Source organism: Streptomyces broussonetiae (assembly GCF_009796285.1).
Lineage (GTDB): Bacteria > Actinomycetota > Actinomycetes > Streptomycetales > Streptomycetaceae > Streptomyces > Streptomyces broussonetiae.
Genome location: NZ_CP047020.1, coordinates 3,042,389 through 3,053,575, shown reverse-complemented (window position 1 = coordinate 3,053,575; position 11,187 = coordinate 3,042,389). Strand labels below are relative to the sequence as shown.

Below are 11,187 nucleotides of genomic sequence, written 5' to 3'. Positions count from 1 at the left end.
TCGGGGTCCCGTCGTAGAACAGTCGCAGAACAGGAGCGCTCATGCCGCAGATCACCATCGACTACTCGCACCTCGTGGCGGACGCCTTCGACCGCGCGGGCTTCGCCAGGGAGCTGCACGAGGCGACCGTGGCGATCGCGGCGGCGAAGCCGGAGGCCTGCAAGACGCAGTTCCGGCCGAGCGCGTACACGGTGTTCGGGTACGAGGACCCCGGCGCGGGCGGGCACGCCATCGTGCACGTGACGATCGGGCTCCTTGCCGGACGCAGTGACGAGACCAAGGCGAAGCTCACGGAGGCGACCCTGGAGCTGCTGCGGAAGCACGTGGCGGACGCGGGCGTCACCCTGCACGCCTCCGCCGAGGTCCAGGACCTGGATGCGTCGTACCGGAAGTTCGACCGCTAGGTCCGTCGAACTCCTGCCGTCCGCCCGGAGGGCAGGAGTTCGATGACAGGGCCTAGGACCCCAGGGAGATCAGCCGGCCGACCAGCTCCGCGAAGGGGCCGTCGGCCTGCTCGCCCTTGACCATGGTCTTGAGCAGGGCCGCCATGTCCTCGTCGTGCGCGGCGCTGACGGCGGCCAGTGCGGCGAAGTCGTGCACGAGCTGGAGTTCCAGCTCGGCGCGGGGGATGCGCCGGCCGTCCAGCCAGAGCAGGGCGGTCGACTCGGCGAGGGAGATCCAGGAGCGGACCACCAGTTCCAGGCGCGCGGGCGCCGCGGCGACGCCGAGATGGGACAGCATCTGGTCGTAGGCGGCCTGGCGCACCGAGTCGATGAGAGCGTTCGTCGCCGACGAGCCGACCGCCGGGCCGCCGCGCATCAATGCCGAGAAGCCGGGTCCGTGTTCGTCCACGAAGTCGAAGTAGCGGCGCATCACCCGCAGCAGCCGGGCGCCGAGCGGCCCTTCGTGCGGCTCGGCGAAACGGCTCGCGAGGTCCTGCGATGCCCGCTTCAACGCGGCCTCGTACAGGCTGAGTTTGCCGGGGAAGTAGTGGTACACGAGCGGCCGCGAGATGCCCGCGGCCGTCGCTATCTCGTCGATGGAGACCTCGTCGGGCGAGCGTCGGCTGAACAGGTCGAGTGCGACGCCGATCAGCTGCTGCCGCCGCTCATCGACGCCCATCCTGCGGCGAACCCCGGTACTCATGCGAACACCTTACCGATCGGTTCCGGCCGCACGTGTTCACATGTCGAGCACCAAACGATCGCTCCGGGACCGTGATACGCAGATCAGCATCGAGCCGGCACGCTCCGTGTCCGTCAGCAACTCGTCCCGGTGGTCGATCTCTCCCTCCAGCACCCGCTGTTGGCAGGTCCCGCAGAATCCCTGCTCGCAGGAGTAGGCGGTGTCCGGCAGCTCGTCGCGCACGGCGGCCAGTACGGTGGAGTCGGCCGGGACGGTCAACGTGCGCCCACTGCGCCGCAGTTCGACCTCGAACTCGGTGTTGCCGTCGGACGACGTACGTGGCGCGAATCGTTCGAGACGGACGTGGGGAAAGCGGGCCTCGACGGCCGCCATGAGGCCCTCGGGGCCGCAGCAGTAGACGGCGGCCCCGTCGCTCACCTCCAGCGTGTCGAGGTCGGGCTGTCCCTCCACCACGGTCACCCTTCCTCCGGCTCGGCCCGGCCCGCCCGGGGGAACCGCCGTGCTGCCCAGCTTCTCGATTTCCTCCAGGAACGGCATCGAGGCCCTGTCGCGCCCCGCGTACAGCAGCCGCCACTCGGCGTCCTGCGGGAGTGCCCGCAGCATCGGCAGCAGCGGGGTGATCCCGATCCCGCCGGCGACGAAGACGTACGACTCCGCCTTGACCAGCGGAAAGCGGTTCCGCGGCCCCCGCACCTCCAGTTCCATGCCCTCCGTCACCTGCTCGTGCACCTCGCGCGAGCCGCCCCGCCCGCTCTCGACCAGCCGGGTCGCGACGGTGTACGAGGAGGTGTCCTCGGGGTCGCCGCACAGCGAGTACTGCCTCACGAGCCCCGATGGCAGGACGAGGTCGAGATGCGCGCCGGGCTCCCAGCGCGGCAGGTCCCGGCCCTCGAGCCGGAGTTGGACGACGCCGTCGGCCACCGTCCGGCGCGAGGTCACCAGCAGCCGCAGCGCCCGCGAGCGCGGCCGGCCCGAGGTGGGCTCCTCCAGCGCGGGCAGCGGCCACAGCGGTGAGAGCTGGATCCGGCGGCGCAGGGCACCCCGGGTCAGCAGCGCGGCGCCCGCGACGAACGCGACGGTACGCAGCTTGGGCATCAGGCCACCCCCTTCGCCGACTGCTCCGCCTTCTGCGCCGCGAGCGCGGCGGGGGAGCCGGCCAGATAGGCCACGGCCTGGGCGGTGGAGAACTCGTGGGAGGGGTGGTAGGCGCGGCTCAGATACCGCGGTATGGATTTGAGCATGGCGCCGGTGGTGGGCAGCGTGCCCCTTCGGCCGCTCAGATGGAACTCCTTGAGGGAGGCCTTGCCGTTCACGAGCGTCGGGTCGTTCGCCATGAAGAAACGGGACCCGCGCTGCCACAGGAACACGATCGCCGCGAAGGCCGTCGCCCAGGTCCGCGCCCGGCGCCGGTAGCTGCCGTCGACGTGCGTGAACAGGTCGAAGGCGACCGAGCGGTGCTCGACCTCCTCGGCGCCGTGCCAGCGCAGCAGGTCCAGCATGGTCGGGTCGGCGCCGCGCCGGTCCAGCTCGGCGGCGTTCAGCACCCAGTCGCCGAGGAACGCCGTGTAGTGCTCGATGGCCGCGATGAGCGCCACCCGCTCCAGCAGCCACCAGCGCCGGGCCCGGCCCGGCGGCAGCGTGCGGTCGCCGAGCAGCTTCTCGAAGAACCAGTCGACCTGCGCGGTGTACGGGGTCGGGTCGAGGCCCTGCTCGCGCAGGTGCGGCAGCACCTCGTCATGGGCCTGCGAGTGCATGGCCTCCTGTCCGATGAACCCGATGACGTCCTCGCGCAGCCTGTCGTCCCGGATCAGCGGCAGCGCCTGCTTGTAGACGTGCACGAACCACCGCTCACCGGCGGGCAGCAGCAGGTGCAGCACATTGATCGTGTGCGTGGTGAAGGGGTCGCCGGGCACCCAGTGCAGCGGGGTCTCCTCCCATGAGAAGGAGACCTTGCGGGCCTTGAGCGCGACGTGCTCGGACTCCAGCGGCCGGGGCTGCGTGTTAGACATGGCGTCAATGTACTGATGGGTAGGCCCGCTGAGAACCCCTGTGCCGCATCTTGTTTACGCCGGTGTCAACAACGCTCCGGGGCCGGGTTCCGCTGCCTCTAGTGCAGTCCGCTGATCGGCTGCCCGTCGCCCAGTGTGCCCTTGAGGGTGGCCCGAGCCCCCTGCCTGGCCCGAGCCATGAGCAGCGGGCCCTGACCGGCCGCGGTGATGCCGCCGCCCGCCTGGATGGTTGCGGTGTCCGCACTGCCGGCGGCCAGCAGGTACCAGTGCCCGGCCGCCGACTTCCACAGCACCCCGGCCAGCACATGAGGATCGCGCGGTCCGCAGGCCCGTACGTCCGTGCCCTTGGCGACCACCGCGCCGACCGGGCTGCCGGGTGTGCGGAACTGGGCCAGTGCGGCCGTGCCGTCACCGCGCCAGGTCTCGGCCCGGGTGCACACCCACGCCCCGGCCCCGCTGCCGTCGGGCAGCGGCTGCTCGGCGTAGGCCCAGGCGTTGACACTCCGGATGCCCGCCGAGCGTTCGGCCGCCAGTGAGCAGGCGAACGGCGCCCAGGCGTGCAGCCCGGCGGCACCGGACGCCTCGCCGGGCGAGCCGGGCTTGCCCGCGGTGAGGTGCGCAGGGACCAACTCACCCAGGTCGGTGTCCAGTTGGGTGCCGGAGGCGTCGGTCAGCTGCAGCACTGTCCACGAGGTGCAGCTGCCGGTCTGGAGCGCGGGGCTGGGCAGCGGCGCCGTGACACCCCCGGCGAGGGTCAGGGCGGTCGTGGCCGCGGCCGGCTTCAGCAGGTTCCGGGCCGCCGCCTTCCTCACCCAGGGCGCGGTCAGGTACTGCACGTTGCCGTCGGAGCGGCCCAGTAGCAGCGCGCTCGCCTCGGCGCCGGTCGCGCCGTCGACGCGGGCGAAGTCGAGGGCCGCGCCCGCGGTGCCGTTCGCCGGTTCGGCGTAGCGGGCGATGCGCAGACCGTCGTAGAGGATCACCACCCGGGCGTTGTCCACCTGGCCCGCGTACAGCAGCTGGGGCGGGCCGGCCGGGCCGCCGGTCTGGGTGCCGGGGGTCGCCGAGACGCGGACCGTGTCGCCGGGGCGGGCCCAGACGGCGAGGGCGCGGCGCAGCAGGTCCTGGTCGCCGGTGAGCGGGCCGCGCGCGGGCCACACGGAGAAGTCGGCGCGCGCGGAGGTCTTCCAGGCGGTGGGGGAGACCCGGACGAGCTGGGCCGGGTCGAGGGCGGCCTGGGCGGCCGGGTTCCCGGCGTAGGCGGGCGCGGCGGCGCCGTCCGGGCCCCAGCCGCCGCCCGGCATCAGCACCAGCGCCCCGCACACCGCGAGCGCGCCCGCCGCGGCGAGGGCGGCCTTCGTGTGCTGGCGGCGGCGCATCAGATCGGTGGGCCGGGCCTGCAGCGAGCAGGGGTCGAACTCGGGCGAGGTGAGCAGCGCGGGCTGGGTGGGCACGCTGTTCGCCGAGGCCAGCGCTCCGCCCGGGTCGCCGACCCCGGCGGAGTCGAGGAGCCCCCGGATGTCGGCATCGGAGAGCTTCTCCAGGCCGCGCAGGACGTAGGCGGCGCGGGCCGGGCCGGACAGGGCGGCGAGCCGCTGGTCCAGGGCGAGTTCGTCGGCGCCGCCCGAGCGCGGGAACAGCCTCAGGCCCCAGACCTGGGGGAGCAGCGGCGGCAGCTGGGAGAGCCGGGGCAGGCCCTTGCGGGGGCGGGCCGCCTCCAGGGCCGTGCACAGGACGCGCTCGCGCAGGTACGCGTATCCGGGGTCGGCCTCCCGGCCCGAGGCCTGGGAGGGGAGCGCAGACGGCTGCTTGCGGCCCCGCGGCAGGGCGCGCTGGACCAGGGCGTGTGCGGTCAGCACCCGGCGGCCCCGGCCGAGGCTCGGCGGCAGCACCAGATAGGCGATCCGGACCAGCCGTGGATAGTGCTCGACGAGCGCGGCCTCGGCCTGCTCGACGTCGACCGGACCGGGGTCCCCGGCGAGGGCGACTGCGTGACGCTGGGCTACATCCTGTGACTGCACGTCATGAAGAACGAGCCAACCGGCGGTTGGTCACCGCCGGATGGGTGATTCGCCTTCCCCGGCGGTACCGCCCCGGCGCGCGCCCGCCCCCAGGCATGCCCCCCAGGCTCACTCCTCCGGATCGACCAGGAGGCGGGCGTAGTTCGCCATCGACCGCTGGTAGCGCGGCAGATGGGGGGCCAGTGCGCCGAGGACGAGGGAGAGGCCCTCGCGGTCCCGGCCGGTGCTGGACAGGCACAGCGCGAGACAGGCACGTACCGCGTCGTCCAACTCGTCGGAGGCCGCGTCCAGCTCGGGCGTGAGCAGCTTGACGCCCTCCTCCGGCTCGCCGGTGTTCCTGAGCGAGCTGGAGAGCTGGATCTTGGCCCGCCGGCCCTTGTACCGGCTCGCCTCCGACAGGCCGCGCGCCAGCGCCTCCCGGTACAGCGGCACCGCCTTGTCCGAGTGCCCGGTCGAGTCCCAGGCGCAGGCCTGCTCGAAGGGGCCCAGCGGGCTGCCGTCCGGCAGTTCGGCGACCAGCGCGTCGATCAGCGCGCGGAACTCGTGCGCGCGCTCCTCCGGATAGTCGTCGAAGGTGGCCCAGGCGGCGGCCACGCGGTCTTCCCAGTTCTCGTTCACCGGAGGACTTTCGCACATCCGTGCCCGTGCGGTCACCGGAATTGAGTGTACGGCGGCCGAGGTCCGTATCCGAAGGAGCCGAGGCATGCTTGGGCCGCAAGGACCGGAGGAACAGATGAGGGTGACACGACTGCTGCTGGGCGCCACCGCCGTACTGGCGCTGGCGGGCTGCGGGGCGGGCGAGGGGACCAAGGCGGTCCCGCCCACCGCGACCGGCAGCCTGGAGAGCCTGGCCGCCGAGGTGAAGTGCACGCCGAACATGCAGACCGACGCCGACACGATCCGCCAGGCCATCTGCACGAACACCGACGGGAAGTTCATCCTCGCCACCTTCTCCACCGACCGCGGCCAGCGCGAGTGGATCAACGACGCGAAGGACTACGGCGGTTACTACCTCGTCGGCCGCAAGTGGGTCGCCGTCGGCGGCAACGGCACCGTCAAGGCGCTGCGCGGCACGCTCGGCGGGGACGTGGAGATCGGCACGGACCACTCCGCCCACTCCGGGCACGGCGGCTGAGCCGGCCGAGCCGCCCGTGTCGGCACGCCCGCCTCGGCGGCCGTGCCGACACGGGCGCGGACACGGCGAAGGCCGGTGACGGGAGGGGGGTCCGTCACCGGCCTGGCTCTGTGGCGCGTGCCCAGTGATCAGGCGCAGTTGCGCCCGCTGTTGATGCAGTTGGCGATCCTGTTGGCCAGGCCGCCGGTCGTGACGCTGATGAAGTCGTCGTGGTCGGTGATCGGCTTGTGCAGCTCCTCCGGGAAGCCGTCCACCGCGTAGGCGTTCTTCACCGTGCCGTCCGCCTGCAGGACGGGCTGCGGCACGTTGTACACCAGGCGCATCGTCAGCTGTGGGATCGCCTTGAAGCCGTTCGGGCAGACCCCGCTCGCCGGGTCGGCGAAGGCCACGTGCGTGCGGTGGTTGGCACTGTCGATGTTCTGGCCGTCCCAGCAGCTCTGGAAGGCGAACGAGCGCACCACGTTGCTGCCCTGCGGGCAGATCGGGTACTTGTCCGTCAGCTGGACCTTGTTCTCGAAGCCGGTGCAGCTCCAGTGCGCGTTGGCGTTGGCCGGGCCGTTGACGAAGGCCTTGGCGTCGCCGGTGATGATCCGCAGGAACTGCGGCATCGCGACGACCTTGCTCGCCGGGGAGCCGACGTACTTGATCTGCGCCTGCTGGGCGACCAGGATCTTGCCGACGTTGAGGTCCTTGCCACCGCCGTCGGCGTTCGCGTCCTTCTCCTGCGTGCCGTCCTGCTCGCGGATGACCGGCCAGTAGTACGCCGACAGGTCGTTGCGGTTCTGGCAGCTGGTGCCGCCCTGCAGGAACGTCTGGTTGCTGGAGAACGCGTTGACCTTCTGGTTGCCCACGTAGTCGTGCACGTGGTGGGCGCCGTTGGTCACTCCGGGGGCGACGATCACGTTGTCGCTGTTGTGGTTCTGGTTCGCGTTCACACCGCAGCGCGTGGTGAACGTGCCCGTCGAGGCGTTCTGCAGCCTGCTCGGCTTGCCCTGGACGTTCGGGGCGACCTTGGTGATGTCCACGAAGTCCGCCGCGGCAGGACCGTCGCCGCCCTGGCCGCCGTTGTTGCCCTGCTGCTGACCGCCCTGCTGCTGGCCGCCGTTGTTGCCCTGCTGCTGACCACCCTGCTGCTGGCCACCGTTGTTCTGCTGCTGGCCGCCGCCCTGCTGCTGCCCCCCGGCGGTGGTCTGGTCGGCGGACTGCGTCGTACAGGCGGCGAGCTGGGACAGGGAGCTGTTGAACCAGCCGCCGGTGCGCTGGATGTCGATCCGGATCCGGTTGATCGTCGCCGCCCGCTTGTCCTTGAGCGGGCCGACGATCGCGTTCTGCACGAAGCTCGGATCCTTGGCCTGCGCGTTGCGGGTGGAGCCGAGCCGGGTGTAGGCCTCGGTGATCTGCTTGTCGAGGTTCGCCAGCTCCATCGCCACGCCCCGGCGGGCCGCGGCCGGTACGTTCGTCAGTTTCTGGCCGACGTCGGGGCAGGAGATCGTCGCGACCTGTGCCGTCGCGGCCTTGGTGGTGTTGCCTCCCCATGCCTGGTTGTTGGACTCGTGTGCCGAGGCGTAGTAGTTCGCCCACAGCAGCCCGCCCCCACCGAGCGCTAGGGCCGCCGATGCGGCTATGGCCTTGGTGGCCAGCGGCGTACGGCGTTTTCGTGTGTTGCGTCCCATGGAACTCCTCTGACTTCCTTGCGAGCGGGGCAGCATCGGGGCGCCCGACAGGAGTGAAGCGGCGTCCTTGTGTACGGACGCCGCCCCAGAGGTGTTCACCGGTCTCACAAATTACTCGTAGAAACAGGGGAGTTGGCAGGTCAGCGTGCGGTCACCGGTCCTGGTCGAGATAGGCGAGCACCGCCAGTACGCGCCGGTTGTCGTCGTCCGACACCTCGAGTCCCAGTTTGGCGAAGATGTTGGAGGTGTGTTTGGCGATGGCCCGTTCTGTCACCACGAGCTGGGCCGCGATGCCCGCGTTGGACCGGCCCTGCGCCATCAGTTCCAGCACCTCCCGCTCGCGCGGGGTGAGCCGGGCGAGCGGCCGGTCGTCGGCGGCCCGTCGGGACAGCAGCTGCTGGATCACCTGTGGGTCCATCGCCGTACCGCCCGCGGCGACCCGCCGTACGGCGTCGACGAACTGCTCGGCGTCGAACACCCGGTCCTTCAGCAGGTAGCCGATCCCGCCGGTGCCGTCGGCGAGCAGCTCGCGCGCGTACAACTGCTCCACGTGCTGGGACAGGACCAGCACCGGCAGCCCGGGCCGCTCCCGCCGGGCCGCGAGCGCGCACTGCAGTCCCTCGTCGGTGTGCGTGGGCGGCAGCCGCACGTCGACCACGGCGACGTCAGGCTTCAACTCGGCCAGTGCGCGGGTGAGTTCGGGCCCCGACTCGACGGCGGCCGCGATCTCGAAGCCGAAGGCCTGAAGCATCCGGACCAGCCCGTCACGCAGCAGGAAGAGGTCTTCGGCTAGGACAACACGCACGGAATCTCCATGGTCACCATGGTGGGGCCGCCGGCGGGGCTGCTGACGGCCAGGACGCCGTCGAATGTACCGAGCCGGCGCTCGACCCCGGTCAGGCCCGACCCGGCGCCGACCGCCGCGCCGCCCTTGCCGTTGTCCGTGACCGTGATCCGCAGCCGGCCGTCGGTGTGGTGCGCGTCGACCCAGATCCGGTCGGCGCCCGCGTGCTTGACGGCGTTGGTGAGCACCTCGCTGACCGCGAAGTAGGCCGCCGACTCGACCGGGGCCTCCGCACGGCCCGGCAGCTCCACGGTCACCTCCGTGGGCAGCGCCAGCCGCAGCGCCAACGCCCGTAGCGCATCGCCGAGTCCGCGTTCGGCGAGGACCGGCGGGTGGATGCCGCGCACCAGGTCGCGCAGCTCCTCCAGGGCCTCGGCGGAGTTCCTGCGGGCCTGGGCGAGCAGCTCCTTGGCCTGCGCCGGGTCCCGCTCCACCAGCGACGCGATGGTGCCGAGGTCCATGCCCATGGCCACCAGCCGGGCCTGCGCGCCGTCGTGCAGGTCCCGTTCGATGCGGCGCAGCTCGGCGGCGGAGGTGTCCACGGCGTCCCGCCGGGTCTCGGTCAGCACCCTTACCCGTTCGGCGAGTTCGGCATCACCGCCGAGCACGGCCCGGGTCAGCCGGAAGTGCGCCGTCAGCATCCCCGGGACGAGACGGTAGGCGACGACGAGGAGCACGGCGGCGAGCCCGGCCGCGCCGAAGGCGCTCGTCCGGTCGGAGACCGGCACGAAGGCGTACCAGTAGGTGTCGCCGGTGCCCGACGCGTACGGCCGCCACAGCCCGGCCGCCAGCAGGAACCCCTCGAGCGGGTAGCACAGCAGCAGGGCCGGCAGCAGCGCGGTGACGAAGCCCGCCGTGAAGTCCACCGGCAGCCACAGCACGTCACGCCGGACCTGTGGGTCCCGCAGCAGCGCGACCGTGCGCGTCCAGGGGTTGCCGCTCGCGGGCAGCGGCCGGTACACCGCCGGGATCCGCACCCCGCACCACTGCGCCGCGAGCCTCCTGCGGACGTCCGCGAGGGCCCGTACCCCGGTCAGGATCGCGGGAGTCGTGAACAGCCCGATGCCGAGCGGGATGAGCGCGACGGAGACCAGGGTCAGGCAGAGGAACGCCACACCGCAGGGCAGCACGGCCACGGCCAGCGTCAGGCCCTGTACGGCGGCCAGCAGGACCTTGCGCGCACGGGTCCGGAAGGTGCCGCGCTCGATGTCGGTGGTCATGCCACAAGTCTCACCGACCGGCGTCGGTGCGTCAGTCGTGCGAGGCCCCCTCCTCGGGGGTGGTGCCAGGTACACCCCCGGCCCCCGCCAGGAGCTTCGCCTCCGTCCCGGGATCGATCCCCGGGGGCTCCCGGTCGCTGCGCTGCGGTGCCGTGCCCCCGATCTGCGTCAGCCACCGCCAGGTGTCCGCCACGGTCTCGCCGGCCGGCCGGCACACCAGGCCGGTGGCCACCGCCCGGGACACGTCAGCACCGTGCAGGGCGCCGTACAGCGGGTCGTCCGGCGGCACCCACACCGGCAGCTGTGTCCAGGGCTCGATGCCGGCGGCGAGGACCGTCTCCGGGTCGATCCAGCGCAGCTCGGCGTCCGCGCCGGTGACGTCGACGCAGTGGCGCAGCAGCTCGCCCATGGTGGTGTGCCCGGGCGGGCTCACCAGGTTGTACGGCCCGCTCAGGCCCTGTTCCACGGCGCCGAGCAGCCAGTCGGCGAGGTCGCGTACGTCGATGTACTGCAGCGGCAGACCGGCCGGTCCCGGGGCCGGCACCGGGCCGCCGCGGGCGATCCGGGTCAGCCACCAGGGCAGCCGGCCGACGTTCTCGTACGGGCCGAGGATGGTGCCCGCCCGGGCCAGCAGCGAGCCCTCGCTGCCGAAGGACTCGAGGGCGGCCAGTTCGCCACCCCGCTTGTCGCGGCCGTAGTCGGACGGTTCGGCGTCGGCGGCGGCGCCCTCGACCAGCGGGGCGTCCTCCGCGACCCCGGCGGGCGGGGGCCAGGCGTACACCGACCGGCTGGAGACGTAGACGTACCGTCCGGCACGGTCCCGCAGCAGCCGTGCCGACCCCCGTACGGCACGGGGCCCGAAGGACCAGGTGTCCACCACGGTGTCCCAGTCGCCCCTGTCCTCGTCGAGGGCGGCGAGGCCGTCCGGGGCGGTGCGGTCACCGAGCAACGGCCGTGCCCCGGGCGGGGGTTCGTGCCGCCCGCGGTGGAAGACGGTCACCTCCCAGCCGCGGGCGAGCGCGGCCTCCGCGACGGCCCGGCCCACGAACTCCGTGCCGCCCAGCAGAAGAAGTCTCATGCCGTCGATCATTCCGGGCCGGGGCACAGGGCGCCACGGCGCTCTGCCGAGGGCAGAGCGCCGT

The 11,187-nt window shown here is 72.4% G+C and carries 11 protein-coding genes; 2 read left to right on the top strand and 9 right to left on the bottom strand.

Annotation, left to right across the window (positions count from 1 at the left end):
- The first annotated feature begins 41 nt into the window (after window positions 1-41).
- A complete protein-coding gene (locus GQF42_RS14130; protein ID WP_158919984.1) occupies window positions 42-404 on the top strand; it encodes a 5-carboxymethyl-2-hydroxymuconate Delta-isomerase in 363 nt (120 codons plus the stop codon).
- Window positions 405-456: 52 nt separating this feature from the next.
- Here GQF42_RS14130 and GQF42_RS14125 read toward each other — a convergent pair whose 3' ends face one another.
- The 5 genes from GQF42_RS14125 to GQF42_RS14105 all read right to left on the bottom strand — a co-directional run bounded on the left by GQF42_RS14125 (window position 457) and on the right by GQF42_RS14105 (window position 5,809).
- Complete coding sequence (locus GQF42_RS14125; protein WP_158919983.1) at window positions 457-1,146, bottom strand: TetR/AcrR family transcriptional regulator; 690 nt, start codon at window positions 1,144-1,146, stop codon at window positions 457-459.
- A 36-nt stretch (window positions 1,147-1,182) separates the two neighbouring features.
- Window positions 1,183-2,241: a PDR/VanB family oxidoreductase gene (locus GQF42_RS14120; RefSeq protein WP_158919982.1), complete on the bottom strand. Its 1,059-nt coding sequence runs from the start codon at window positions 2,239-2,241 to the stop codon at window positions 1,183-1,185.
- Window positions 2,241-3,155 (bottom strand): metal-dependent hydrolase, encoded by a 915-nt coding sequence (locus tag GQF42_RS14115; RefSeq protein ID WP_199272678.1) that lies wholly within the window; start codon window positions 3,153-3,155, stop codon window positions 2,241-2,243. Before GQF42_RS14115 ends, GQF42_RS14120 begins: the two co-directional genes overlap by 1 nt.
- A 98-nt stretch (window positions 3,156-3,253) precedes the next feature.
- Window positions 3,254-5,173 (bottom strand): hypothetical protein, encoded by a 1,920-nt coding sequence (locus GQF42_RS14110; RefSeq protein ID WP_158919981.1) that lies wholly within the window; start codon window positions 5,171-5,173, stop codon window positions 3,254-3,256.
- A gap of 108 nt (window positions 5,174-5,281) precedes the next feature.
- Entirely contained in the window at window positions 5,282-5,809 is a 528-nt protein-coding gene (locus GQF42_RS14105) for a tetratricopeptide repeat protein (protein WP_158930120.1), read from the bottom strand.
- A gap of 97 nt (window positions 5,810-5,906) precedes the next feature.
- Between GQF42_RS14105 and GQF42_RS14100 the strand changes: the two genes are divergently transcribed.
- Window positions 5,907-6,308 (top strand): hypothetical protein, encoded by a 402-nt coding sequence (locus GQF42_RS14100; protein WP_199272677.1) that lies wholly within the window; start codon window positions 5,907-5,909, stop codon window positions 6,306-6,308.
- A 128-nt stretch (window positions 6,309-6,436) separates the two neighbouring features.
- Here the strand turns inward: GQF42_RS14100 and GQF42_RS14095 are convergent, their stop codons facing one another.
- The 4 genes from GQF42_RS14095 to GQF42_RS14080 form a co-directional block, all read right to left on the bottom strand.
- Window positions 6,437-7,981, bottom strand: coding sequence for a DUF1996 domain-containing protein (locus GQF42_RS14095; protein WP_158919980.1), 1,545 nt, complete (start codon window positions 7,979-7,981; stop codon window positions 6,437-6,439).
- A 151-nt stretch (window positions 7,982-8,132) separates the two neighbouring features.
- Window positions 8,133-8,786 (bottom strand): LuxR C-terminal-related transcriptional regulator, encoded by a 654-nt coding sequence (locus tag GQF42_RS14090; protein ID WP_158919979.1) that lies wholly within the window; start codon window positions 8,784-8,786, stop codon window positions 8,133-8,135.
- On the bottom strand, window positions 8,771-10,045 hold the full coding sequence (locus GQF42_RS14085) for a sensor histidine kinase (RefSeq protein WP_158919978.1): 1,275 nt from the start codon (window positions 10,043-10,045) through the stop codon (window positions 8,771-8,773). Before GQF42_RS14085 ends, GQF42_RS14090 begins: the two co-directional genes overlap by 16 nt.
- Window positions 10,046-10,076: 31 nt before the next feature.
- Window positions 10,077-11,123, bottom strand: coding sequence for an SDR family oxidoreductase (locus GQF42_RS14080; RefSeq protein WP_199272676.1), 1,047 nt, complete (start codon window positions 11,121-11,123; stop codon window positions 10,077-10,079).
- Window positions 11,124-11,187 lie beyond the last annotated feature (64 nt).

What these genes read in the sequence shown, in the direction of transcription:
- GQF42_RS14130 (WP_158919984.1), top strand. Translation starts at nt 42, where the DNA reads ATGCCGCAGATCACCATCGACTACTCGCACCTCGTGGCGGACGCCTTC.
- GQF42_RS14125 (WP_158919983.1), bottom strand. Translation starts at nt 1,146, where the DNA reads ATGAGTACCGGGGTTCGCCGCAGGATGGGCGTCGATGAGCGGCGGCAG.
- GQF42_RS14120 (WP_158919982.1), bottom strand. Translation starts at nt 2,241, where the DNA reads ATGCCCAAGCTGCGTACCGTCGCGTTCGTCGCGGGCGCCGCGCTGCTG.
- GQF42_RS14115 (WP_199272678.1), bottom strand. Translation starts at nt 3,155, where the DNA reads ATGTCTAACACGCAGCCCCGGCCGCTGGAGTCCGAGCACGTCGCGCTC.
- GQF42_RS14105 (WP_158930120.1), bottom strand. Translation starts at nt 5,809, where the DNA reads ATGTGCGAAAGTCCTCCGGTGAACGAGAACTGGGAAGACCGCGTGGCC.
- GQF42_RS14100 (WP_199272677.1), top strand. Translation starts at nt 5,907, where the DNA reads ATGAGGGTGACACGACTGCTGCTGGGCGCCACCGCCGTACTGGCGCTG.
- GQF42_RS14095 (WP_158919980.1), bottom strand. Translation starts at nt 7,981, where the DNA reads ATGGGACGCAACACACGAAAACGCCGTACGCCGCTGGCCACCAAGGCC.
- GQF42_RS14085 (WP_158919978.1), bottom strand. Translation starts at nt 10,045, where the DNA reads ATGACCACCGACATCGAGCGCGGCACCTTCCGGACCCGTGCGCGCAAG.
- GQF42_RS14080 (WP_199272676.1), bottom strand. Translation starts at nt 11,123, where the DNA reads ATGAGACTTCTTCTGCTGGGCGGCACGGAGTTCGTGGGCCGGGCCGTC.